The sequence below is a fragment of the Streptomyces sp. NPDC050534 genome, from assembly GCF_044457745.1.
Lineage (GTDB): Bacteria > Actinomycetota > Actinomycetes > Streptomycetales > Streptomycetaceae > Streptomyces.
In genome coordinates this window covers 254606-278637 of sequence record NZ_JBITHF010000012.1, presented here as the reverse complement: position 1 = coordinate 278637, position 24032 = coordinate 254606, and the positions used below count along the sequence as shown (strand labels likewise).

Sequence of the window (24032 nt, the reverse complement as noted above, 5' to 3'; positions counted from 1 at the left end):
GGCTGGCCCCTTGTAGGTCGTATGGGCCCATGGCGCCCAACGCCGAGTGATGAGAAGTGAGCGAGGGTAGTCGTGGGCTCTGTTATCAAGAAGCGGCGCAAGCGGATGGCGAAGAAGAAGCACCGCAAGCTGCTCAAGCGCACGCGCGTTCAGCGTCGCAACAAGAAGTAAGCGATGCTCTAGGAGCGTGTTCTGTGGCCCCCCACCGCAACCGGTGGGGGGCCACACGCGTTTGGGCTTCACAGAGACCACCGGAAGCACACGGGATCATGCGCTCGTCCTGTGCCTACGCATGAGTTTCACATGGCCTGGTCTGTTCGTACGCCTGTGGATGTCGTCACTTCGTGCATTGGGTGGTCATCACAGCGCAACATCGACCCGCTAAGTTGGCCGCAAGCGGGGAACGCGACAGGCTACGAGTACATGTCGGGCTGGAAGGAAGGCGCAGATCTTGGGCAAGGTCGTGCTCGTGACCGGAGTGGCCCGCTGGCTGGGGGGCCGGTTCGTCCGACGCATCCAGCGTGACCCGGGGGTCGACCGGGTCATCGCCGTGGACGCGGTGACGCCCGAGCACCACCTGGGCGGCGCGGACTTCATCCAGGCCGACATCCGGCAGCCCACCATCGGGCGGGTGCTCGCCGAGACGGGCGCCGACACCGTCGTGCACATGGACGTGAGCGCCACCGCGCTGGGCAGCGCCAGCCGGGCGGCGATCAAGGAGACCAACGTCATCGGCACGATGCAGCTGCTCGGTGCCTGCCAGAAGTCGCCGACCGTCAAGCGGCTCGTGGTGAAGTCCAGTACGAACGTGTACGGCTCCGCGTCCCGCGACCCCGGGGTGTTCACCGAGACCACCCCGCCCAAGTCGCTGCCCAGCGGCGGCTTCGCCAAGGACACCGTCGAGGTCGAGGGGTACGTACGGGGCTTCGCGCGGCGCCGGCCCGACGTGGCCGTGTGCGTGCTGCGCTTCGCCAACATCCTGGGGCCCACGGCGGACACGCCGCTCGCTTCCTACTTTGCGCTGCCGGTCCTGCCCACGGTGTTCGGCTACGACCCGCGGCTGCAGTTCGTGCACGAGGACGACGTGATGGAAGTGCTGCGGATCGCCTCGAAGGAGCCGGTGCGGGGCACCCTCAACAGCGGCACCTTCAACATCGCCGGCGACGGGGTTCTGCTGCTCTCCCAGTGCTCCAGGCGGCTCGGCCGCCCCACGGTGCCGCTGCTGCTGCCCGCGGTCACCTGGGCCGGTTCGCTGGTGCGTACGCTGGGGATGACGGACTTCTCGCCCGAGCAGATCCGACTGCTGACCCACGGCCGGGTCGTGGCGACGGACCAGATGCGGGAGACGCTCGGATTCAGGCCGAAGTACACCACGGCGGAGACCTTCGCCGACTTCGCGCGCAGTCACGGACCCGGGCTCCTGCCGCCGGAGGCCCTTGCGGGGGCCGTCGACCGGATCGCCGCGCTGCCCGTCCTGGGCAGCGGCCACCCCCCGACGCAGAGCGCCAACTGAGGAGCGCATCAACGATGGCGGATGCCAAGGTCATTCCGTTCGACGACGACCGGTCCCGCGGGAGCGCCGTTCAGCGGCCGTCGCGGCGCCGGGGCGCGGGGAGCCGACGCAAGACCACGGAACCCGCGCTGGTCGGTGAGGTCCAGCCCCTGCCCAGCAGGGTGTCTGCGCAGGATGATGTTCCCGTGACGCACGAGGAAGAGCCGCTCGAGAAGCCGCGGCAGGACGGCGGCTGGGAGCGGCGCGTCGCGAGCGGCCTGTCCTTCCTGCGCCGCCGACTCACCGGCGACTACGAGGTCGACGACTTCGGCTACGACGAGGAGTTGACCGACCACGTCCTGATGTCCCTGCTGAGGCCGGTGTACGAGAAGTACTTCCGGGTCGAGGTGAAGGGCGTCGAGAACATCCCGTCCGACGGCGGCGCGCTGATCGTCGCGAACCACTCCGGGACGCTGCCGCTGGACGGCCTGATGATGCAGGTCGCCGTGCACGACCACCATCCGGCCAACCGTCATCTGCGGCTGCTCGCCGCCGATCTGGTCTTCGTGCTGCCGGTGGTCAACGAGCTGGCCCGCAAGCTGGGCCACACCCTGGCCTGCGCGGAGGACGCCGAACGGCTGCTGGGCCAGGGCGAGCTGGTCGGGGTGATGCCTGAGGGTTTCAAGGGCATCGGCAAGCCCTTCAGCGAGCGCTACAAGCTGCAGCGGTTCGGCCGGGGCGGCTTCGTCTCCACGGCGCTGCGCCACGGCACCCCGATCATCCCGTGCTCGATCGTGGGCGCGGAGGAGATCTTCCCGATGATCGGCAACGCGAAGACCCTGGCACGGCTGCTGGGCTTCCCGTACTTCCCGCTGACACCGACCTTCCCGTGGCTCGGTCCGCTCGGTGCGGTGCCGTTGCCCACGAAGTGGACCATCCAGTTCGGCGAGCCGATCCTGACGGACGGCTATCCGCCGGAGGCCGCCGAGGACCCGATGCTGATGTTCAACCTGACCGACCAGGTCAGGGAGCAGATCCAGCACACGCTGTACAAGCTGCTCGTGCAGCGGCGGTCGGTGTTCTTCTGAGGGGGCGCTCTTCTGGGCCGGCCGCTTCATCCTGGGCGCGCCGGTACGCGGGCGCGATTCCGGCCGCGTGCAGCAGATGAGAGGGGCCAAGCTGCTGGTGCAGCGGCGGTCGGTGTTCTTCTGATTCCGGTACGAGTGTGGGGGCGCCCTTCCTGCGAAGGGCGCCCCCACACTCGTAGGTCTCCTACTGGCCGGTGTTCTCGCTGTCGATGCCGAGGCCGGGGAGGAGGCCCGGGAGCAGCGGTGGGATCGTCACGTCCGGCTCGCTGCTCGGGGACTTGCTCGCGGACGGGGAGGCGCTGCCGCTGTCCTTCGGCGGGTCGAGCAGGCCGCCGGTGTTGCCGCCGAGCAGGCCCTCGCCGGTGGAGCCGGCCGACTGACTGGGGCTGCTGGGACGGCTGTGCTCGGAGGAGCTGCCGCCGGCGCTGGGCGACGCTTGCTTCCGACCGGAGCCGGACGTGCCCTTCGATGCCTTGCCCGAGCCGTGCCGCTTGCCGTCGCCGCCGCCCTGGGCCGGGGACGGGGGCAGCAGGGACTGCAGTGGCGCGACCTCTTCGTCTATGGCGTCGAACACCGACGACACCTGCTGACTGACGTCCCCGAGCTGGAGCGGGAGCCGCTCGCGCAGGGCGCCCCAGGCGTCGCGGTGCGACCGGGAGAAGGTGGACAGGGCCTGGATGGGGCCGAGCGAGTCGGGGTCCCGCTCGTACGCCTCGTGCAGCAGCCGGTGGCCCTCCGACGCGTCGTGCGTGACGCCGGCCAGGGTGCGCCGGATCTCGCCGAGGGACTCGTGGTCGATCGGGGCGTTGCCGCGGCCGCGCTCCATCAGGCGGCGCGCCTCGCTCAGCCGGGTGGAGGCCTGGTCGAGATAGGCCACACCGCGCTGGTCGTCGCCCTCGGACATGTAGTTGAGCTTGAAGTCCTCGATGCCGCGCTTGAGCCCGTAGAGCGAGTCACCGGGCAGCGCGTCCTGGCTGGCCGCGGCGACTCCGCCGAAGGCCCCCGCCGCGACGCCGACGCTCAGTCCGCCCGCGGCCAGGCCCTTGGTCAGCCGTGACCGTGGCCGCAGCTTGCCGAGCGGGCTCGCGCGGTGGGCGCCGCGGGAACGCTGCACGGGGACCGCGGTTTCGGCCGCCTCGCCTCCGGCTCCCTCCTGCATCATGGCCTCGAACGCGGCCACCAACTGGGCCCGCTGGACGACCTTGACCTCGGGATCCAGCTTCGGCCCGGGCACCTCGCCGAGACACTCCGCGAGGGCCAGCAGACGGCCCTGCTCGGTCTGTTCCGCAGCAGCCGGGTCCGGGGACGATCCCTCGGACTGCCCGGCCGCCGTGCCCCGGTCCGGCTGCTCCTCCAGGGCCTGGGCGAAGGCGTTCGCCCGCCGGTGTGCCGATACGTTCGCGATCACTGGCGGCACCTCCTCTCATCATGACGGTCGACTCCCCAGGGGGTCCTGAGGGTTGCACCCTCTGACCACGTCCACACGATCGGGTGATCGTAGACGGCCAGGGAGTGACCACAGGGAGCCTGCATCCCGCACAACGAGCGTCTCGGCACTTGGGTTACGGACGACGGATGATCGGAACGAGAAGTCAACCCACTATCACTGACCGCTAGTTGAGTGTCACCGAGCGTCAGCGGGCGTCGTCCGGGAGGAGCCGGGCCAAAGTGCGCACCGCGCGGTACTGGAGCGTCTTGATGGCGCCCTCGTTCTTGCCCATCACCCGGGCGGTCTCGGCGACGGACAGGCCCTGGAGGAAGCGGAGCGTCACGCACTCCTGCTGCTGTGGATTGAGGCGTCGTACGGCCTCGAGCAGTGCGGCGTTGGAGAGGGACTCCAGGACGGAGTCCTCGGGCGAGCGTTCGACCTCGTTGGCGTCGAGCATCTCGCCGGTCGTCACCTCGAGCCGGAAGCGGCTCGACTTGAAGTGGTCCGCGACGAGGTTGCGGGCGATGGTGACCAGCCAGGCGCCGAAGTCCCGGCCCTGCCAGGTGAAGGTGCCGATGCGGCGCAGGGCGCGCAGGAACGTCTCGCTGGTGAGGTCCTCGGCGGTGGCCTTGCCGCCCACGCGGTAGTAGATGTACCGGTAGACGGTGTCGCTGTACTGGTCGTAGAGCCGCCCGAAGGCATCGGCCTCTCCGGCCTGGGCGCGTTCGACCAGGTCCATCATCCGGGCGCTGTCGCTGTCCGCGGCCGGTCGGCGGGTGGTGGTGGTGCCGGCCACCCGGCCGCGTCTGCCGACGGCGGCGCTGCCGTCGGCGAGCGCGTAGCACGGACCGACGGGGGTGGAGGCAACGGCGAGGGCAGGGACGGCGTACGCGGTGGGGACGAAGCCGCGCAACAGGTCTAGGACCGTTGCGCGCAGCGTAGCCAGGCCCGAGGCGTCAACCCCGACGTGTGGGTACACGGGACTCCCAGAGGCAGAGCTTCCATCACGTGCAGTGCGGGACCGTTCACCCGTCGTAGCGACGGAGTGGTACCGGTTTGCGTCTGAGGAGAATAACGCTTCGTGCAGGCGCTGCTACACCCAGTTGCTCAAATCACCGATTCCGTCGCTTCTGTAACCGATTGATGCCCGATCAAGTACCTCTGAGTGACCGCTTGTTGATCGAATCGGTTCGGATTACGAGTCGGAACAGGGCGTGTTGTGGCGGTGTTCAGCCAACTGGACTGCACAAACGCGGAACGGGCCGGGAAACATGGCCCGGCCCGTCGTGTCGCGCGATGTTCACGGCGTCAGCGCCGCCGCTTGTGCAGGGCGATCGCCGCCGCGGTCCCTCCCGCGACCGCGCCCACGCCGGCCGCCGCCGGGATGCCCACCTTCGCCGCCTTGCGGCCCGTGCGGTAGTCGCGCAGCCGCCAGTCGAGCTTGCGGGCGTGCTTGCGGAGTTTGGCGTCGGGGTTGATGGCGTAGGGGTGGCCGACCAGCGAGAGCATCGGGATGTCGTTGTGGGAGTCGCTGTAGGCCGCGCAGCGGAAAAGGTCCAGGCCCTCCGCGGCGGCGAGGGCGCGTACGGCCTCCGCCTTGGCCGGGCCGTGCAGCGGCTCGCCCACCAACTTGCCGGTGTAGACGCCGTCCACGGACTCCGCGACCGTGCCCAGTGCGCCGGTCAGGCCCAGGCGGCGGGCGATCACGGTCGCGATCTCCACCGGCGCCGCGGTGACCAGCCACACCCGCTGGCCCGCGTCCAGGTGGGCCTGTGCGAGGGCGCGGGTGCCCGGCCAGATCCGCTCGGCCATGTACTCGTCGTAGATCTCCTCGCCGATCGACCGGAGTTCGGCGACGCGGTGGCCCTTCACGATCGACAGCGCCGAGTCGCGGGCCTCCTGCATGTGCTCGGGGTCCTCGACGCCGGCCAGCCGGAACCAGGCCTGCTGCCAGGCGAACTTGGCGAGGTCGCGGGTCTCGAAGAACTTCCGCTTGTACAGGCCCCGGCCGAAGTGGAAGAGGGCGGCGCCCTGCATCACGGTGTTGTCGAGGTCGAAGAACGCGGCAGCCTTGTCGTCGCCGAGTACGGGGAACTCCTGTTCCTCCGGGGGGACGTCCTGCGAGGACTTGCGGGCTGCCTCCGCAGAGGCCTCGCCTGCCAACACGCTCCGCGCCGTGGCGGAACGCCTACGGGGAGTGAGCCATCCGAGAGCGGCCATGTCCGTGAGCATAGCCAGTTTGTTCGGTGCCTCCATACGCGCGAGGTTTGAAGCCTGTGAACTCTCCGCGACCGTGTCGTTAAAGAACTCATCTCATCCGTACGTTCCTTGGCGTTTTCGCGGGTGTCCGGGTGAGGGGGCGTCGGGCGAGAATGGCTGACATGAGTTCCCTCTTCCGTCGCAAGGCTCCGCAGGGCCGCACCGTCACCCTCATCCGCAAGCCCGGGTGTCATCTGTGTGATGACGCACAGTCCGTGGTGGAGAGGGTGTGCGGTGAGGTGGGCGTGCCGTGGGAGAGCAAGGACATCTCACGGGACCAGCAGCTCCATGAGCAGTACTGGGAGCAGATCCCCGTGGTCCTCGTCGACGGCAGGCAGCACACCTTCTGGCGCGTGGACGAGCAGCGGCTGCGCAAGGCACTGACCGAGTAGTCCAAACCGGCCGGCATGTCGCTTAGGATCGATGGTGTCTGGTCTCGGGGGCGGGGATCGTTGAGGAGAGTGTGCGGTTTTGCCCCCAGAAGAAAAGGAACGGTGGTGCGCGTGCGCCGGTTCCGCATCAGTGCGCCGGGGGCGCGTGACCCCGGTCACGTTGGCCGGGCAAATCGGACACCATCTTTGTGCACGCGTTCACAAAGACATAGCCTGCTGTCGACGGGGCGGTCTGGGTACATGTGACCGCCCACAGCCCCGCTCTACCCGCAGGAGCACCGTGGCAACTGGCCGAACTCACCGACCGGCGACCCGCAGCCGAGGGATTCCCGAGGCCACCGTCGCCAGGCTTCCGCTGTACCTCCGCGCTCTGACCGCGTTGTCGGAGCGCTCGGTCCCCACGGTCTCGTCCGAGGAGCTCGCGGCCGCGGCGGGGGTCAACTCCGCGAAGCTGCGCAAGGACTTCTCCTACCTGGGCTCCTACGGCACCCGTGGTGTGGGCTACGACGTCGAGTATCTCGTCTACCAGATCTCCCGCGAGCTCGGGCTCACCCAGGACTGGCCGGTTGTGATCGTCGGTATCGGCAACCTCGGCGCCGCCCTCGCCAACTACGGCGGGTTCGCCTCCCGTGGGTTCCGTGTCGCCGCCCTGATAGACGCCGACCCGGCGATGGCCGGCAAGCCCGTCGCGGGCATCCCGGTACAGCACACGGACGACCTGGAAAAGATCATCGACGACAACGGGGTGAGCATCGGCGTCATCGCCACCCCCGCCGGCGCCGCCCAGCAGGTCTGCGACCGGCTCGTGGCCGCCGGGGTCACCTCCATCCTGAACTTCGCGCCGACCGTGCTGTCCGTCCCCGAAGGGGTCGACGTACGCAAGGTCGACCTCTCCATCGAGCTGCAGATCCTCGCCTTCCACGAGCAGCGCAAGGCCGGGGAGGAGGCCGCCGCCCTGGCCGATGGCACGGGACCGGTCGCCGCCGCGCGCAAGAACTCCGCCGACAAGGGCCCGGACGGGGACGTACCCGCCGTGATGCCGGCATGAGTCTCCTCGTCGTCGGGCTGAGTCACCGCAGCGCCCCGGTCAGTGTGCTGGAGCGGGCCGCGCTGAACCCGGACGCCCAGATCAAGCTGCTGCAGGACACGGTGGCCGCGGAGCCCGCCGCCGAGGCCGCGGTCCTCGCCACCTGCAACCGCATCGAGCTCTACGCCGACGTGGACAAGTTCCACGCCGGTGTCGCCGAGCTGTCCACGCTGCTCGCCCAGCACAGCGGGGTCGGCCTCGAGGAGCTCACGCCCTATCTCTACGTCCACTACGAGGACCGCGCCGTCCACCATCTGTTCTCGGTGGCCTGCGGCCTCGACTCGATGGTCGTGGGCGAGGGGCAGATCCTCGGGCAGATCAAGGACTCGCTGGCGAAGGCGCAGGACCTGCACACCGCGGGCAGGCTGCTGAACGACCTGTTCCAGCAGGCGCTGCGGGTCGGCAAGCGCGCCCACTCCGAGACCGGCATCGACCGCGCCGGGCAGTCCCTGGTCACCTTCGGCCTGGAGCAGCTGGCCGCCGGGGGCGACGTCGAGGACTGGGCCCGCGGCAAGAAGGCGCTGGTCGTGGGCGCCGGTTCGATGTCCTCCCTGGCCGCCGCCACGCTCGCGCGGGCCGGTGTCGCCGAGCTCGTCGTCGCCAACCGCACCGCGGAGCGGGCCGAGCGCCTGGCGCAGCTACTGATCGAGGCCGACGGAACGGACGTGACCGCCCGCGCGGTACCGATGGAATCGGTGCCGTTCGAGCTGACACGTGCCGACGTGGTCGTGTCCTGTACCGGTGCGACGAGCCTGGTCCTGCCGGCCGACGCGGTCGCGGCAGCGGTCGAGGGCCGTGTCGGCGCCTCTGCCGCCGTCTCGGAGAGCGCCGGCCCGGACGCGGGCACCGGCGTACGTCCGCTGCCGCCCACCTCCGTGGGCAACGACGAGAACTGCCCGCTCGACCTGTCCGCCGCGCAGTCCGGCTTCTCCGTGATGGGGGAGGCCGCCGTCGCCGGGATGGACGCCGCGACGCTGGAGCAGCACGCGGCCTGGGTGGACAACGGCACCGTCGACCGCCGAGAGGCAGCCCGCCGCGCGCTCGAGGCCGACGCCGAGCTGATCACCGCGCTCGCCGCCACCGCCGCGACCGTCGGCCGGATCCCCGAGCGCCGCAGGCCCGAGCCGGCCGCCGAGGCCCCGCGGCCCGCGCCCGTGCTCTTCCTGCTCGACCTCGCGATGCCGCGCGACATCGACGCGGCCGTGCACCGGCTGGCCGGCGTCCGGCTCGTCGACATCGAGTCGCTGGCCGAGGCCTCCGCCGACGCGCCGATGGCCGCCGACGTCGACCAGGTCCGCCGGATCGTCTCCGACGAGGTCGCGGCCTTCGGGGCCGCGCTCAGGGCCGCGCACATCACGCCGACCGTGGTCGCGCTGCGCACGATGGCCGCCGATGTCGTCGCGACCGAGATCGCGCGCCTCGAGGGGCGGCTGCCCGCGCTCGACGACAAGCACCGCAGCGAGATCACACAGACCGTCAAGCGCGTCGTGGACAAGCTGCTCCACGCGCCGACCGTGCGGGTCAAGCAGCTCGCGGCCGAACCGGGTGGAGCGGGGTACGCGGATGCCCTGCGGACCCTTTTCGACCTCGACCAGGAGGCGGTGGCCGCGGTCTCCCGCGCCGACGACGACTCAGAGAACAGCAAGAACCGAGGGCCGGCATGAACAGCAAGGCATTGAGACTGGGAACGAGGCGGAGCAAACTCGCCATGTCCCAGTCCCGGCAAGTGGCGGACGCCGTGAGCCGGGTGACAGGACGGCCCGTCGAGCTCGTCGAGATCACGACCTACGGCGACACCTCCCGCGAGCATCTCGCGCAGATCGGCGGCACAGGCGTGTTCGTCACGGCGCTGCGTGACGCGCTGCTGCGGGGCGAGGTCGACTTCGCGGTTCATTCGCTCAAGGACCTGCCCACCGCGCAGCCCGAGGGCCTGGCGCTGGCCGCCGTCCCGCTGCGTGAGGACCCGCGCGACGTGATCGTCGCCCGGGACGCGCTGAAGTTCACCGACCTGCCGCGCGGCGCGCGCATCGGTACGGGCTCGCCGCGCCGCATGGCGCAGCTGAACTCGTACGCGCGCAGCCACGGGCTGGACATACGCACGGTCCCGATACGGGGCAACGTCGACACCCGGATCCGGTACGTGCGGGAAGGCGAGCTGGACGCGGTCGTCCTGGCCGCCGCCGGCCTCAACCGGATCGGCCGGAGCGACGAGGTGACCGACTTCCTGTCGGTCGACACGGTTCTGCCCGCCCCCGGCCAGGGGGCACTGGCGATCGAGTGTGCCGCGGACCGTGCGGACCTGATCGCCGCGCTCGGAGAGCTCGACGACCCGCTCACCCGGGCCGCCGTGACCGCCGAGAGGTCACTGCTCGCCGCCCTTGAGGCCGGTTGCAGCGCCCCTGTGGGCGCGCTGGCCGACCTTGTGGGCGACGGGCAGGTCGTCAAGGAAATGCGCCTGCGCGGGATAGTCGGCACGACCGACGGCTCGCGCACGGTGCAGCTGTCCACCACCGGTCCCGTGCCCGAGACGTACGACCAAGCAATGGCGCTCGGACGTGAACTCGCGGCCGAGATGCTTGCCCAGGGCGCGGCCGGTCTGATGGGGGAGCGAGCACATTGAGCCCCACCACCCTTCCCACCGGCCTCGAACACGGGCACGTCACCTTCCTGGGTGCCGGACCCGGGGATCCGGGACTGCTGACTCTGCGCGCCGTCGAGGCGCTGGCGAACGCGGACGTTCTCGTCGCCGAGCACGACGTGCTCGACGTGGTGCGCAAGCACGCCAGGCAAGGCGCCGCCGAGGTGCACACGGACGGGAGTCCTTCCTCGGACTCCCACCCGGGCACGGGCGCACCTCAGCTGGCGGTTGTTGACGGCTCGTCAACAACCGCTGGGGTCCCCGCGGTACGGGATGCGGCACATCTTGTCATGGAGGCCGCGCGGGGCGGCAGGCGGGTCGTCCGAGCGGTGTCCGGGGACCCTGGCCTGGACGCTTACGCCGCCGAGGAGATGCTCGCCTGCGCCGCCGCCGGTGTGCCCTTCGAGGTCGTCCCCGGTGTCGCGTCCGCGGTCGGCGTGCCCGCGTACGCCGGTGTTCCGCTGCGGGACGCCGAAGGCGCGGACGTCCGGTTCGTGGACGCCCGTACCGCCTCCGACCGGTGCTGGACGGAGGTGGGGGTCTCCGACGGGACCGTGGTCGTGTCGACGACGCTCGACTCCGTCGGTGCGGCGGCCGGGGAGCTGGTGTCGGCGGGCCGCAAGCCCGATACGCCGATGACGGTGACGGTCGCGGGCACCACCACGCGCCAGCGGACCTGGACGGCGACGCTCGGCACCATCGCGCAGACCCTGAAGCAGGCCAAGGTGCTGCCCTCGCCGGAGGGCGGCCGGCCGGTGATAGCCGTGGTCGGTGAGCGTTCCTCCGCCGCCCAGCGCGACCAGTTGTCGTGGTTCGAGTCCAAGCCGCTGTTCGGCTGGAAGGTGCTCGTGCCGCGGACGAAGGAGCAGGCGGCGTCGCTCTCCGACCAACTGCGGTCGTACGGGGCCGTGCCGCACGAGGTGCCGACCATCGCCGTCGAGCCGCCGCGGACCCCCCAGCAGATGGAGCGGGCCGTGAAGGGGCTCGTCACCGGGCGGTACGAGTGGATCGCCTTCACCTCGGTCAACGCGGTCAAGGCGGTGCGGGAGAAGTTCGAGGAGTACGGGCTCGACGCCCGTGCCTTCGCCGGCATAAAGGTTGCTGCGGTCGGCGAGCAGACCGCGAAGGCGCTCGTCGCGTTCGGCGTGAAGCCGGACCTGGTGCCGAGCGGGGAGCAGTCGGCCGCGGGTCTGCTGGAGGACTGGCCGCCGTACGACCCCGTTTTCGACCCGATCGACCGGGTCTTCCTGCCGCGTGCCGACATCGCCACCGAGACCCTGGTCGCCGGGCTCATCGAGCTGGGCTGGGAGGTCGACGACGTCACGGCGTACCGGACCGTGCGGGCGTCGCCGCCGCCGGCGGAGACGCGGGAGGCGATCAAGGGCGGCGGGTTCGACGCGGTGCTGTTCACGTCGTCGTCCACCGTGCGGAACCTGGTGGGTATCGCCGGGAAGCCGCACAACGTGACCGTCATCGCGTGCATCGGCCCCGCAACGGCGAAGACCGCCGAGGAGCACGGGCTGCGGGTCGACGTCATGGCCCCGGAGCCGTCGGTGCACAAGCTGGCGGAGGCCCTGGCCGACTTCGGCCTGAAGCGCCGCGCAGCCGCCCTGGAGTCCGGCGATCCGGTGACCCGCCCGAGCGAGCGCCGTCCGGGCGCCCGGAGGCGCCGCTCCACGACCTGAGCGGGGAAGCAGTGAGGCGACGGGACGCACCGTGCGGGTGCGTCCCGTCGCCGTGTCCGCGCACTGCCTGGCGCGTTGTGTGCATGCCATGATCGGGCGCATGAGTGAGCACGCCGGATACGCGGGGATCGTCTACTGGCGGCGCAGTCTGTGGAACGGGGCGCGCTGCGTGCCCGTGGTCCTGAGCCTGCTGCCGGGTGAGCTGCGCGCTCAGGACCGGGACGGGAAGGTCGTCTTCCAGGGCGATCCCCGGCAGGTCGACGGCCGGCTGACCCGGCTCGGCACTCTGCTGGTCACGGTCGGCGGGAAGCGCTACGCCCTGGTCGGACGGGGCGCTGACCTGTCGCCCGCGCCCAGCGCCGGACAGCAGGCGGCCGTGAGCGCCGTCCGGCCGCCGCCCGCCGTGACCGACGGTGGCGCGGTCGATCTGCTCCTGAACGGCGGTGCCGCGGCGCGGATGCGCGCCTGGCACACCTGGCTCGGCGACGCCGGCGCACGCCTGCGCTGATGGGCGCGGTGCCCCGGTCGCCGACGGCCCGGGCGCCGACGACGCGTCGGCAAAGGTGCCCCTGGGGCGGGCGTAGCGTAGACGGTATGACGAAGTACGGATCCTTTCCCGGTACGCGTCCCCGGCGACTGCGGACCTCGCCCGTCATGCGGCGGATGGTCGCCGAGACGCGACTGCACCCCGCCGACTTCATCCTGCCTGCCTTCATCCGTGAGGGCATCAGCGAGCCCGTGCCGATCTCGGCGATGCCCGGGGTCGTGCAGCACACGCGCGACAGCCTGAAGAAGGCGGCCGCGGAGGCGGTGGCGGCGGGGATCTCCGGGATCATGCTGTTCGGGGTGCCCGAGGACGCGAAGAAGGACGCCGTCGGGACACCGGGTACCGATCCGGACGGCATCCTGCAGGTCGCGATCCGCGATGTGCGGGCCGAGGTCGGCGACGACCTGCTGGTGATGTCCGACCTGTGTCTCGACGAGACCGTCGACCACGGGCACTGCGGTGTGCTCGACGCCGAGGGGCGGGTCGACAACGACGCCACCCTGGAGCGGTACGCCGAGATGGCCCAGGTGCAGGCGGACGCGGGCGCCCATGTGGTGGGCCCCAGCGGGATGATGGACGGCCAGATCGGCGTCGTCCGTGACGCGCTCGACCAGATCGGGCGCGAGGACGTCGCGATCCTCGCCTACACCGCGAAGTACGCCTCCGCCTTCTACGGTCCCTTCCGCGAGGCCGTCGCCTCGTCGCTGCAGGGCGACCGCAAGACCTACCAGCAGGACCCGGCGAACGCGCGCGAGTCCCTGCGGGAGCTGGCGCTCGACCTGGAGGAGGGCGCCGACATGGTGATGGTCAAGCCGGCCGGGCCCTACCTCGACATCCTGGCGCGGGTCGCCGACGCCGTGGACGTGCCGGTCGCGGCCTACCAGATCTCCGGCGAGTACTCGATGATCGAGGCCGCCGCCGAGAAGGGCTGGATCGACCGGGACCGGGCGATCCTGGAGACGCTGACCGGCATCAGGCGGGCCGGCGCGCAGAACATCCTCACGTACTGGGCCGTCGAGGTCGCGCAGAAGCTGCGCTGAGCGCGGCGCGGGCTGTCTCAGGGGGCAGCGGGCGAGGGCGCCGCGGCGGGGGCAGACCGCGCGGCCGGTGTGGTCAAGGACGACGGTCCCTCGTCGCGCAGACCCTGGCCGTCCCTGCACGCCGTCAGCACGAGCGCGGCGAGTGCGGCCGTCGCGGCGAGGAGCAGGCGGGCCCTGGTGCGGGTGGGGGGTGCGGACATGGCTCGGCCCTCTCGATGGTGAACTCGGGGTCGGGACACCAGCCTGCTCGGTGATCCGCCCGACCCGCCACTCTCCTTTGGGGATTCGGGACGCCGAGGTCCCCGGAGCACCGCTGACCTGCGGGGACGTCCTGCCGCGGGACGCCGGTACGGGACGCTCCGCGGCGGGATCACAGTACGGGCACCATCAAGTTCCGCCGGGAGTTAGGTTGTTGGCGACTGCTCGTTGCCTGTTGAATGACCCGCCGACTCTCCAGGGAGACGCCCATGTCCGGTGACGCCCTCAGCCAGGATCCCGCCGAGCTGAGAAGGAGGATCGACACCACCAAGGCGCACCCGGCCCGCGTCTACGACGTCTTCCTCGGCGGCAAGGACAACTACCCGGTCGACCGTGCGGCGGCCGCCGCCGCCCTCGCCGCCAACCCGCGCGGCTACCTCGACGTACGGCACAACCGCGACTTCCTGCGCCGGGCGGTGACCGCGCTGGTCCAGGAGGACGGCATTCGTCAGTTCCTCGACGTCGGCACCGGCCTGCCCACCGCGGAGAACGTCCACCAGATCGCCCAGCGGACCATCCCCGACGCGCGGGTGGTGTACGTCGACAACGACCCCGTCGTGCTGGCCCACGCGCAGGCGCTGCTCACCAGTGGTCCCGAGGGACGCACGGACTACGTCGACGCCGACTTCAAGAGCCCGGCGCAGATCCTCGAACAGGCCGCGAAGACACTCGACTTCGACCAGCCGATCGTGCTCTGCCTGGTGGCGATCCTGCACTTCGTCGAGGACGAGGAGGCGTACCCGATCGTGCGCGAGCTCGTCGACGCGCTGCCGGCCGGCAGCCGGCTGGTGCTCAGCCACCTCACCGAGGACCTCAACGCCGAGAACATCCGCGCGGTCCAGCGGACGTACACCGAGCGGGGTTTCACCTTCGTGCTGCGCACCCGGGCGGAGGTCGAGCGCTTCTTCACGGAGAGCTCCCTGGAGGTGGTGGAGCCGGGCGTCGTGCCCGTCCACCACTGGCGCGCGGACCACGCCGCACCCGTCCCGGACCAGCCCGAGGAGTCGTACCTGGCGGGGCTCGACGACATCGAGAAGGTGCGGTACGCCGACATCAACGACGTCACGGACGCCGACATCAACGTGTATGCGGGGGTCGGCAACAAGGCCTGAACGGAGCGGTCGGGGGAGGCCGCGGGCAGGACCGTAACGCGGACGATCATGGAGCGTTATCGAGAGCGGTAGAAAACACACATTCCGCTCACGGAGGTCTCTCATGCTCGCCACGCTCGTCCCCGGTCTGCTCGCCGCTGTCGTCGCCCTTCTGCACGGGGTGCTCGGCATCCTCTGAAAGGGACTTGGCGCGGGAGGCGGACCTACGGCGGTTGCCGCAGGAGGAGTTCGGGACCGAGGCACCGGACGGGATCGCGCTCCGAGCCGACGGCCGCGCGGTCCGTCAGTCCCACCAGAAGCGCCAGGCAGGTCTGTTGAGGAGCTGACGCCCGGCATGGGCGGTGAACGCCGGATCGCTGCCCTGGTCGATGGTGTCGGGACAGAACGCGTAGTGCTCCGCGGCCAGCGCCTCCGCCTCGGCGAGGGTGGTGGGCGGCGCGGCGACCGACACCAGCAGGGTGTCGAAGCCGAGCGCCACCACCCGGATGCCGAAGCGGTCCTCCCAGGAGCGGAGGACCGCGGACAGGCGTGCGGTGTCGTTCTCGTGGTTCGCCGGGCCCATCCAGCCGATGGCGGTGGGGATGTCGGCACTGCGACGGGCCGGGACGAGGGCGAGGCGGGGCTCCTCGAGCGGGCCGCCGCCGTCGACGCCGTCGACCAAGGAGTCCGCGATGCCGGCGGCGACGACCTCGGGCTCCGCGGCATGCTGCGCGTCCGGGGTGTGCGGTGCCTCTGCGAGGCCGGGCCATTCCTCGTCCCGGTACGCGTCCCAGAACTCCTCCAGCACCTCCTCCGCGTCGTGATCCCCCGGGTACGACATCTCTTCGGGCGTCAACTCCCACAGCTCCGGCCCGCCGGGACCTGAGCCGACGTCGACGAGGAGGGGGAGGAGGCCGGCACGGGGTGCCGTCTGCTGGAGGGCGGCCCATCCGCCGGGGGCGGCCCGGCCGTCCGCCAGCCACAGGTGCGTGTCGATCAGGGTGCCGGGAGGGAGCTGCAGCCCGAGCTCCGCGAGCCGCGGCAGCGGGTTGGGAAGCGCGGCCATGTCAGCGCGTGGTCGCGTGGGAGGAGACGGCAACCACGGTGCACCGAACGCCTTCACTGCTGCTGTCGTGGCTCGGCCCGAACCCCTGAAGTATGGTGCTCATCGCTCTCCTGGCAGACGCTCCAGCGGGCTTCTGGAGTCCTCGGTCGTGCGCAACTGCGTCCGCAGCATCGCACACCTGCGCCGGCCGTCACCGCGCGACGGAGCTGAAGCACTCCTCGCCGGCGCCCTTCGCCGGGTCGAAGCAGATCCGCAGCACGGTCCCGGCAGGCGTCACCGTCATCGGGGTGTAGACGAACGAGTCCGTGTCCACGCCGTTCTCGACCTCGGCGGCGCGCACACGTCCGCCCGACTCTGGTCGGCGCCGCCGCCGTGATCGGGCTCGCCGCCGGCGGTCTGGCGACGGCCGGCACCAGCATCGCGGCGCCCGCACAGACCGCGCAGACCGGATCCGTCTCCATCCTCGCCACGCACAACTTCGGCCTGAGCAGCCAGCAGGCGAAGAACGTGCAGTGCTTCATGCGAGGGGCCCCGGCGAGCTACACCGGCTCCATCGACGGACAGCTGGGCACCAACAGCTGGAAGGCGATGCAGCGCCACCTGAAGGCGTACTGGAACTACACCGACTCCATCGACGGCGACCCCGGCCCCAACACGGTCAAGGCGCTCCAGCGCATGCTGGCCTTCGGCTGGAACTACACCGACAAGATCGACGGCGACCCCGGCCCCAACACCCAGGCCGCGTTCAAGCGGTTCGCCAACGACATGAGCGTCTTCTACCCCTGCAGCTGACGCCGACGGCCGCGGCCCGCCCTCCCCGCATCGGGGGAGGACGGGCCGCGCGCGTGCGATCGGGCGCTCAGAGCCGCTCGGGCGTCCGGATGCCCAGCAGGGCCATGCCCTGGTGCAGCGTCCGCGCCGTCACGTCGCAGAGGAAGAGGCGGTTCTCCGCGACGTCCTGGGCGGGAGCGGGCTTCACCACCGGGCACTGGTCGTAGAACGTCGTGTACAGGGACGCCAGTTGGTAGAGGTACGCGGCCACCCTGTGCGGTGCGTACTCCGCCGCCGACTCGAAGACCGTCTCGCCGAACGCGTCCAGGTGCAGGGCCAGCGCCCGCTCCGCCGGGGCGAGTTCGAGCTCCGGGTGGGCGATCGGGGCGCGGTCGCCGGCCTTGCCGAAGATGGACCGGATACGGGCGTACGCGTACTGCAGGTACACGCTCGTGTCGCCGTTCAGCGACACCATCTGGTCCAGGTCGAACTTGTAGTCACGGTTCGGCGAGGTCGACAGGTCCGCGTACTTCACGGCGCCGATGCCGACGTACCGGCCGTTCTCGACGATCTCCTCCTCGGTCAGGCCCACCTTCTCGGCCTTCTCCCGCACGACCGCCGTGGCGCGCTCGACCGCCTCGTCCAGCAGGTCCTCCAGCCGGACCGTCTCGCCCTCACGCGTCTTGAACGGCTTGCCGTCCGCGCCCAGCACCGTGCCGTAGCCCATGTTGTGCGCGGTGACGCCGTCGCTCAGCCAACCGGCCCGCCGGGCCGTCTCGAAGACCATCTTGAAGTGCAGGGACTGGCGCACGTCCACGACGTAGAGCAGCGTCGTCGCGTGCAGTTCGAAGACACGGTTGCGGATCGCCGACAGGTCGGACGCCGCGTAGCCGAAGCCGCCGTCCGCCTTCTGCACGATCAGCGGCACCGGCTGGTCGTCCTTGCCGCGGATCTCGTCGAAGAAGACGACCAGCGCGCCCTCGGAGCGGACGGCGACGCCCTTCTCCTCCAGCAGCCGCGCGGTCTCGGCCATCATGTCGTTGTACGCGGACTCGCCGACGATCTCCTCGTCGCGGATGCGCATGTCGAGCTTCTCGAAGACCGAGTTGAAGTAGACCTTCGACTCGTCCACGAACTGCTGCCACAGCTCGAGCGTCTCCTTGTCGCCGGACTGCAGGGCGACGACCCGCTTGCGGGCCCGCTCCTTGAACTCCTCGTCCGTGTCGAAGACCGCACGCGACGCCTTGTAGACCCGGTTGAGGTTGCTCATCGCCTGCTCGCCGTCGACGTCGTCCGCCGGGGCCAGCTCGCCGGGGTTCTCGAACAGGTACTGGATGAGCATGCCGAACTGGGTGCCCCAGTCGCCGATGTGGTGCCGGCCGATCGTCTTCTCGCCGGTGAAGTCGAGCATGCCGCGCAGGGCGTCGCCGATGACCGCCGAGCGCAGATGGCCGACGTGCATCTCCTTCGCCACGTTCGGCTGGGCGTAGTCGACGACCGTGACGCCGGCGTTCTCCCGCAGGGGCACACCGAGGCGGCCGGTGTCGTCGGCGTACCGCGCCGCGAGGTTCTCCGTGATCGCCCGGTCCGAGAGCGTGACGTTCAGGAAGCCGGGGCCGGAGACCTCGACGTCCTTGATCACGTCACCGGTGACGAGGTTGCCGACGACCTGCGTCGCCAGCTCCCGCGGGTTGGCCTTGGCCTTCTTGGCGAGGGCGAGGATGCCGTTCGCCTGGAAGTCGGCCCGGTCGCTTCGTCGCAGCAGCGGGTCCGCACCGGCGGCCTCCGGCAGGGTGGCCGAGAGGGCGGACGCGAGCTGCTGCTGGACGGAGTCGCTGAGGGACGTGACCGAGGCCATAGGTATGGGTGCCGTTCTCCTCGTGGGGATGGATAGACCCAGCAAGTATCCCACGGGGGGTAAAGCGGTTTTCTCCGTCGCATGCCCGTCTGTGAGAATGGAGCGTCACCCCGTTCAGAAAGAAGGACGTGCCGATCGTGGCTCAGAGCACCGAGACAGCCGACTGGGTCTCCCGTTTCGCGGATGAGGTCATCGAGGAGTCGGAGCGCCGGGCCCCGGGCAAACCGGTCGTCGTCGCGTCCGGTCTCTCCCCGTCGGGACCGATCCACCTGGGCAACCTGCGCGAGGTCATGACCCCGCACCTCGTCGCCGACGAGGTGCGGCGCCGCGGGCGCCAGGTGCGCCACCTCATCTCCTGGGACGACTACGACCGCTACCGCAAGGTGCCGGCCGGTGTCGCCGGGGTCGACGAGACGTGGGCGGAGCACATCGGCAAGCCGCTGACCTCGGTCCCGGCGCCCAAGGGCTCGCCGTACCCGAACTGGGCCGAGCACTTCAAGGCCGCGATGGTCGCCTCGCTGGCCGAACTCGGCGTGGAGTTCGACGGGATCAGCCAGACCGCGCAGTACACCTCGGGCGTCTACCGTGAGCAGATCCTGCACGCCATGAAGCACCGGCAGGACATCGACGCCGTCCTCGCGCAGTACCGGACGAAGAAGGCCCCCGCCAAGAAGCAGCAGCAGAAGCCCGTCGACGAGGCCGAGATGGAGGCCGCGGAGGGCTCCGGCGCGGCCGCCGAGGACGACGGCTCCGGCTCGGCCGGGTACTTCCCGTACAAGCCGTACTGCGGCAACTGCGAGAAGGACCTGACGACGGTCACCTCCTACGACGACGCGACGACCGAGCTGACGTACGCCTGCACGGCCTGCGGCTTCTCCGAGACCGTCCGGCTCAACGAGTTCAACCGCGGCAAGCTGGTCTGGAAGGTCGACTGGCCGATGCGGTGGGCGTACGAGGGCGTCGTCTTCGAGCCCAGCGGCGTCGACCACTCCTCCCCGGGGTCCTCCTTCCAGGTGGGCGGGCAGATCGTCGGGATCTTCGGCGGCAAGCAGCCGATCGGGCCGATGTACGCCTTCGTCGGCATCTCCGGCATGGCGAAGATGTCGTCCTCGCGCGGCGGTGTGCCCACGCCCGCCGACGCGCTGAAGATCATGGAGCCCCAGCTGCTGCGCTGGCTCTACGCCCGCCGCCGCCCCAACCAGTCCTTCAAGATCGCCTTCGACCAGGAGATCCAGCGCCTCTACGACGAGTGGGACAAGCTCGACGCCAAGGTCGCCGACGGCTCCGCGCTCCCGGCGGACATCGCCGCGCACGCGCGTGCGGTCGGCACGGCCGCCGGTGAGCTGCCGAAGACCCCGCGCCCGCTGCCGTACCGGACGCTGGCCTCGGTCGCGGACATCACCGCCGGGCACGAGGACCAGGCGCTGCGCATCCTCGGCGAGCTGGACCCCGCCAACCCGCTCGGCACGCTCGACGAGGTGCGGCCGCGCTACGACAGGGCCGAGGCCTGGATCAACACGCAGGTGCCCGCCGACCAGCGGACCATCGTGCGCGACGAGCCGGACGCCGAGCTGCTGAAGTCCCTCGACGAGCCGTCCCGGCAGTCCCTGCGGCTGCTGCTCGACGGGCTCGCCGAGCACTGGTCGCTCGACGGGCTGACCCACCACGTCTACGGCGTGCCCAAGGTCCAGGCCGGTTTCCCCGCGGACGCCACGCCCAAGGAACTGCCGCCGGAGATCAAGACCGCCCAGCGGACCTTCTTCGCGCTGCTGTACCACCTGCTGGTCGGGCGGGACACGGGACCGCGCCTGCCCACGCTGCTGCTGGCCGTGGGGCAGGAGCGGGTGCGGCGCCTGCTCGGCGAGTAGGACCCGGCCAGGTAGGACCGGGCTCTACGCGATGTGATCGTCTTCCAGTTCCGCCGTGTGGCGGTTCTGGAAGCGCAGCACCATGCGCTTGGCCTCGGCGTCCGGGACGGCGGCGCCGAACGTGGCCTCGGCGTTGTCACTGAACTCCCGCGGGGTCGGGTAGCTGCCGTTGATCGACTGCTTGAAGACCTGGTAGTAGGACTCCTCGTCCGGTTCCGGAGGGCCACCGCCCTCGCCCAGTTCACGGGTGCGGCCCGGGCTCACCGGAATGGGAAAGCTGCCCGTCTCCTCCCCGGACATCTCCTCGTACCGAGGCTCTTCCTCCACCGGGAACTGCTCCGAGTACTGCTCGGAGTACTGCTCCGGGTACTGCTCGGGCTCGAAGTACTGCTCCGGGTACTGCTCCGGCTCGAACATCGGGTCGTAGTCGCCGTGGTACTGGATCTGCTGCGGATGCCGGGCGTGCAGCCACGGGCTCTCCTCCGGCGGGCCCGCCTGCTGCGTCTGCTGCTGCGGGGCGGGCGGGGCCACGGCGGCGCGGTGCTCCGCGGGGGCCGTGATCCGGGGCGCCGCCGGCAGGACCGCCGGCTCTATCCCCGCGGCGGCCAGGCCCGAGGGAGCCGTCTCCGCGAGCGGGACGCCGTAGCGGGCCAGGCGCAGGGGCATCAGGGACTCCACCGGCGCCTTGCGGCGCCAGGCGCGGCCGAAGCGGGAGCGCAGCCGGGCCTGGTACACCAGCCGCTCCTGCTCCAGCTTGATCACCTGCTCGTAGGAGCGCAGCTCCCACAGCTTCATGCGCCGCCACAGCAGGAAGGTCGGGACGGGCGAGAGCAGCCAGCGGGTGAGGCGGACGCCCTCCATGTGCTTGTCGGCCGTGATGTCGGCGATGCGGCCGATCGCGTGCCGGGCCGCCTCGACGGAGACCACGAAGAGGATCGGGATCACCGCGTGCATGCCCACGCCCAGCGGGTCCGGCCAGGCGGCGGCGCCGTTGAAGGCGATCGTCGCCGCCGTCAGCAGCCACGCCGTCTGCCGCAGCAGCGGGAACGGGATACGGATCCAGGTGAGCAGGAGATCGAGGGCCAGCAGGACGCAGATGCCCGCGTCGATGCCGATCGGGAAGACGTAGGAGAAGTTCCCGAAGCCCTTCTTGAGGGCCAACTCGCGGACCGCCGCATACGAACCGGCGAAACCGATGCCGGCGATGATCACGGCGCCGGTCACGACCACGCCGATGAGAATCCGGTGCATCCGAGTCAGCTGCATTGGTGCGGCCACCCGTACTTCCCTCCCCTTGCGTGCTGTTGCGCGCAACAGAGTGGCACAAGTGTCCGGCGAACGCGGTGCCGGGACGACGGGAGCCCGGTCCCCACAGGGGGCCGGGCTCCGTCAAAAAGCGGTGTTGAGCTGCGAGTTGGCGTCCAGATGTGACGGTCAGCTCTTCTTGGACGCTGAAGAGGACGGGGCGGGCGAAGAGGACTTCGCGGCCTTCGACGGGGACGGGGACGCCGACTTCGAGGCGGACTTGGAGGGCGAGGGCTTCGCCGACCCCGAACCGGAGCCTGCGCCCGAGCCGCTGCCCGAGCCGCCGGCGCCGTTCGCCGACGCGACGGAGGCGACGACCTCCTTGGCCGCCTGCTCCGCGTCCTTCGTCAGGGAGGCGGCGTCCGGGGTCTTCTCACCGGCCAGGCCGGCGCCGTTGTAGTCGAGCGTGACGACGACGTTCTCGACGCGCGTCACGATCGTCTGCTGCTTGAAGGCGCCTTCCTTCTTCTTCAGGTCGTAGTGCACCAGCGTCGCCTCGTCGCCCGTCCCGGCGACCGGCTGCGTCTTGGCGTTCTTCGCGCCCGCGACGCCCTGGGCGTCCTTGACCTGCTTCTCGTAGTACGCGTGCGCCAGCTGGTTGCCCTCGCCGCGCTGGGCGTCCGAATCGAAGCGCAGCAGCGAGACGTTGAGCCAGCGGAACTGCGAGCCCTTCACGCCGTTGTTGTCCAGGCTGCTCCAGGAGCAGCTCGCCCGCGTCCCGGTGTCGTCCGACTTGCCCTCCTTGCCGGACTTCGTACCCTTCGGCACCAGGGAGGTCAGCGTCTTCTTCGACAGCACCGCGCACGAGCCCGGCAACTTCCGGTACGCCGCCGCCTGCACCGTCGGCGACGCGCTCGCGCCCGACGCGGACGAGGACGTGTCACTGCCCGCGTTCTTGCTCCCCCCGTCGCCGGAGCCGGAGTCCGACGAGCAGGCGGCCGCGAACGCCATCACGGGCAGTGCGAGTGCGCAGACGGCGACACGCCCCGTGCGCCTCGGCCGGCGCTCTCGCTGGTTCCGCTGGTCTCGCTCTGCTGCTCGCTGCATGGTTCCTTCACTCATGACGCTGTGGTTCCTGCGGTCGGCGGTTCGGGTCCGAGGGGCCACGGTACGCGGTGAGGAAACTGTGTGCTTCTGCTTCACAGGCATTGCAGTCGGGCGTCCGGGACGGCCGAAAGGGCGTCAGCCGCCCAGGGTGTCGGCCAGCTGAGCCGCCAGATTCCGGGCCCTGTCCTGCATTTCCTTGCTGTCCGGCGCCGTGCCCACGACGGCCGGCTGCTCCTCGTACTGGATGGTCACAATGACGTTGGACGTGCGGAACGCCACAATCACCGTGCGCTGCTGGGCCGTCGACCCGGAGCCGCTGAGGGCGTCGTCCAGGTACGCCTCGTCGCCGAGGTCGGCGAGGACACGGGGCTGGAGATCGGACGGCGCGACGGAGGAGGAGGCGGACGCGGAGGCCGGGTCGGAGGCGGACGCGGAGGGGGAGCTGTCGGCCCCGGTGGCGCTGGGAGAGGGATCCGCACCGGAGGCGCTGCCGGCGCTGCTGGACGCCTCGGGCTCGGGCAGGTCGGCCGCCGTCTGCTTCTGCGCGAACAGCTCCTGCGCCTGGGCGTCGTCGCTCACGGAGTTGTCGTAGGAGACGACCCGCTCGAAGTCGACGAGGAGATGGTCGGTCGCGTCCGACGACTGCACCTTCCAACGGCAGCCCACCTTGCGGTCGGTGTCGTACGTGAGCGTGGCCTCGCCCTCGTACGCCTTCTCGCGCTGCTGCTCGTCGGTGATCTCCTTGATGCCGGGCAGCAGCGAGTCGAGGGTGCTGTGGCCGGGGGCGCTGCACGGCTCGGGCAGCGTGCGGTACTTGCCCGGCTGGGCCGCGGCGGTCGCGGTGCCGGTGTCGTCGGGGTTGGAGTCGTCGGTCGAACCGCCGCCGCTCGAGCCGCCGGTGCAGCCGGCCAGCAACGCCACGAGGAGCGCGGCGACGCCGGATACGTAGGCCTTCCGCTGCACGGGCTGGCTCCTCTCGACGGTGGGGCTGGGGCCGCGGCTCCAGTGTCCCCGCTGGTTATTCGCTTGCTGGGCGGGGGCGTCCCCTGGAGACAATGTGTATCGCACGCACTGCCGTGGACGCCGGTCCGTTGACCTGTTTCATCGACCT

The 24032-nt window shown here is 70.6% G+C and carries 23 protein-coding genes; 13 read left to right on the top strand and 10 right to left on the bottom strand.

Features of this window, described 5'->3' with window-relative positions; genetic code table 11:
- Nucleotides 1-72 precede the first annotated feature (72 nt).
- The 3 genes from ACIBN2_RS35325 (at nt 73) to ACIBN2_RS35315 (ending at nt 2580) form a co-directional block, all read left to right on the top strand.
- On the top strand, nt 73-171 hold the full coding sequence (locus ACIBN2_RS35325; RefSeq protein ID WP_003948845.1) for a 30S ribosomal protein bS22: 99 nt from the start codon (nt 73-75) through the stop codon (nt 169-171).
- 280 nt (nt 172-451) lie between these two features.
- Nucleotides 452-1513 (top strand): NAD-dependent epimerase/dehydratase family protein, encoded by a 1062-nt coding sequence (locus tag ACIBN2_RS35320; protein WP_399140644.1) that lies wholly within the window; start codon nt 452-454, stop codon nt 1511-1513.
- Between the two features lie 14 nt (nt 1514-1527).
- Nucleotides 1528-2580, top strand: a complete 1053-nt coding sequence (locus ACIBN2_RS35315) for a lysophospholipid acyltransferase family protein (RefSeq protein ID WP_399140642.1) — start codon at nt 1528-1530, stop codon at nt 2578-2580.
- Between the two features lie 184 nt (nt 2581-2764).
- Here ACIBN2_RS35315 and ACIBN2_RS35310 read toward each other — a convergent pair whose 3' ends face one another.
- The 3 genes from ACIBN2_RS35310 to ACIBN2_RS35300 all read right to left on the bottom strand — a co-directional run bounded on the left by ACIBN2_RS35310 (nt 2765) and on the right by ACIBN2_RS35300 (nt 6229).
- Nucleotides 2765-3988 carry a DUF5667 domain-containing protein gene (locus tag ACIBN2_RS35310; RefSeq protein WP_399140640.1) on the bottom strand — a complete coding sequence of 408 codons (1224 nt, stop codon included), beginning with the start codon at nt 3986-3988 and terminating at the stop codon, nt 2765-2767.
- Between the two features lie 226 nt (nt 3989-4214).
- A complete protein-coding gene (locus ACIBN2_RS35305) occupies nt 4215-4988 on the bottom strand; it encodes an ECF subfamily RNA polymerase sigma factor, BldN family (RefSeq protein ID WP_399140638.1) in 774 nt (257 codons plus the stop codon).
- Nucleotides 4989-5317: 329 nt separating this feature from the next.
- Nucleotides 5318-6229 carry an HAD family hydrolase gene (locus ACIBN2_RS35300; RefSeq protein WP_399140636.1) on the bottom strand — a complete coding sequence of 304 codons (912 nt, stop codon included), beginning with the start codon at nt 6227-6229 and terminating at the stop codon, nt 5318-5320.
- Nucleotides 6230-6381: 152 nt separating this feature from the next.
- On the opposite strand from ACIBN2_RS35300, the gene ACIBN2_RS35295 reads away from it, so the two are divergent.
- The 7 genes from ACIBN2_RS35295 (at nt 6382) to hemB (ending at nt 13657) form a co-directional block, all read left to right on the top strand.
- Complete coding sequence (locus ACIBN2_RS35295) at nt 6382-6660, top strand: glutaredoxin family protein (RefSeq protein ID WP_399140635.1); 279 nt, start codon at nt 6382-6384, stop codon at nt 6658-6660.
- Between the two features lie 280 nt (nt 6661-6940).
- Nucleotides 6941-7708, top strand: coding sequence for a redox-sensing transcriptional repressor Rex (locus tag ACIBN2_RS35290; protein WP_399140633.1), 768 nt, complete (start codon nt 6941-6943; stop codon nt 7706-7708).
- Nucleotides 7705-9411: a glutamyl-tRNA reductase gene (locus tag ACIBN2_RS35285; RefSeq protein ID WP_399140632.1), complete on the top strand. Its 1707-nt coding sequence runs from the start codon at nt 7705-7707 to the stop codon at nt 9409-9411. The genes ACIBN2_RS35290 and ACIBN2_RS35285 overlap by 4 nt, the downstream gene beginning before the upstream one ends.
- Entirely contained in the window at nt 9408-10367 is a 960-nt protein-coding gene (gene hemC / locus ACIBN2_RS35280) for a hydroxymethylbilane synthase (RefSeq protein ID WP_399140630.1), read from the top strand. Before ACIBN2_RS35285 ends, hemC begins: the two co-directional genes overlap by 4 nt.
- The gene (locus tag ACIBN2_RS35275; RefSeq protein WP_399140628.1) at nt 10364-12070 is read left to right on the top strand and encodes a uroporphyrinogen-III synthase; all 1707 of its coding nucleotides are present in this window, start codon (nt 10364-10366) and stop codon (nt 12068-12070) included. Before hemC ends, ACIBN2_RS35275 begins: the two co-directional genes overlap by 4 nt.
- A 100-nt stretch (nt 12071-12170) precedes the next feature.
- Entirely contained in the window at nt 12171-12578 is a 408-nt protein-coding gene (locus ACIBN2_RS35270; RefSeq protein WP_399140626.1) for a hypothetical protein, read from the top strand.
- Nucleotides 12579-12664: 86 nt separating this feature from the next.
- Nucleotides 12665-13657: a porphobilinogen synthase gene (gene hemB, locus ACIBN2_RS35265; protein WP_399140624.1), complete on the top strand. Its 993-nt coding sequence runs from the start codon at nt 12665-12667 to the stop codon at nt 13655-13657.
- 17 nt (nt 13658-13674) lie between these two features.
- Here hemB and ACIBN2_RS35260 read toward each other — a convergent pair whose 3' ends face one another.
- A complete protein-coding gene (locus tag ACIBN2_RS35260) occupies nt 13675-13857 on the bottom strand; it encodes a hypothetical protein (protein WP_399140623.1) in 183 nt (60 codons plus the stop codon).
- Between the two features lie 267 nt (nt 13858-14124).
- On the opposite strand from ACIBN2_RS35260, the gene ACIBN2_RS35255 reads away from it, so the two are divergent.
- The gene (locus ACIBN2_RS35255) at nt 14125-15027 is read left to right on the top strand and encodes an SAM-dependent methyltransferase (RefSeq protein ID WP_399140621.1); all 903 of its coding nucleotides are present in this window, start codon (nt 14125-14127) and stop codon (nt 15025-15027) included.
- Nucleotides 15028-15310: 283 nt separating this feature from the next.
- On the opposite strand, the gene ACIBN2_RS35250 is transcribed toward ACIBN2_RS35255, so the two are convergent.
- Nucleotides 15311-16072 carry a DUF4253 domain-containing protein gene (locus tag ACIBN2_RS35250; protein ID WP_399140620.1) on the bottom strand — a complete coding sequence of 254 codons (762 nt, stop codon included), beginning with the start codon at nt 16070-16072 and terminating at the stop codon, nt 15311-15313.
- 190 nt (nt 16073-16262) lie between these two features.
- Nucleotides 16263-16412, bottom strand: coding sequence for a hypothetical protein (locus ACIBN2_RS35245; RefSeq protein WP_399140619.1), 150 nt, complete (start codon nt 16410-16412; stop codon nt 16263-16265).
- A gap of 32 nt (nt 16413-16444) precedes the next feature.
- Here ACIBN2_RS35245 and ACIBN2_RS35240 point away from each other — a divergent pair, with 32 nt between their 5' ends.
- Nucleotides 16445-16864 (top strand): peptidoglycan-binding protein, encoded by a 420-nt coding sequence (locus ACIBN2_RS35240; protein WP_399140617.1) that lies wholly within the window; start codon nt 16445-16447, stop codon nt 16862-16864.
- A gap of 67 nt (nt 16865-16931) precedes the next feature.
- Here the strand turns inward: ACIBN2_RS35240 and argS are convergent, their stop codons facing one another.
- On the bottom strand, nt 16932-18701 hold the full coding sequence (argS, locus tag ACIBN2_RS35235) for an arginine--tRNA ligase (RefSeq protein WP_399140615.1): 1770 nt from the start codon (nt 18699-18701) through the stop codon (nt 16932-16934).
- 128 nt (nt 18702-18829) lie between these two features.
- Between argS and lysS the strand changes: the two genes are divergently transcribed.
- Entirely contained in the window at nt 18830-20569 is a 1740-nt protein-coding gene (gene lysS / locus ACIBN2_RS35230) for a lysine--tRNA ligase (protein WP_399140613.1), read from the top strand.
- Nucleotides 20570-20593: 24 nt separating this feature from the next.
- Here lysS and ACIBN2_RS35225 read toward each other — a convergent pair whose 3' ends face one another.
- The 3 genes from ACIBN2_RS35225 to ACIBN2_RS35215 form a co-directional block, all read right to left on the bottom strand.
- Nucleotides 20594-21820, bottom strand: coding sequence for a DUF2637 domain-containing protein (locus ACIBN2_RS35225; RefSeq protein ID WP_399140673.1), 1227 nt, complete (start codon nt 21818-21820; stop codon nt 20594-20596).
- A 183-nt stretch (nt 21821-22003) separates the two neighbouring features.
- Nucleotides 22004-22921 carry a DUF3558 domain-containing protein gene (locus tag ACIBN2_RS35220; protein ID WP_399140611.1) on the bottom strand — a complete coding sequence of 306 codons (918 nt, stop codon included), beginning with the start codon at nt 22919-22921 and terminating at the stop codon, nt 22004-22006.
- A gap of 135 nt (nt 22922-23056) precedes the next feature.
- Nucleotides 23057-23884: a DUF3558 domain-containing protein gene (locus ACIBN2_RS35215; RefSeq protein ID WP_399140609.1), complete on the bottom strand. Its 828-nt coding sequence runs from the start codon at nt 23882-23884 to the stop codon at nt 23057-23059.
- Nucleotides 23885-24032 lie beyond the last annotated feature (148 nt).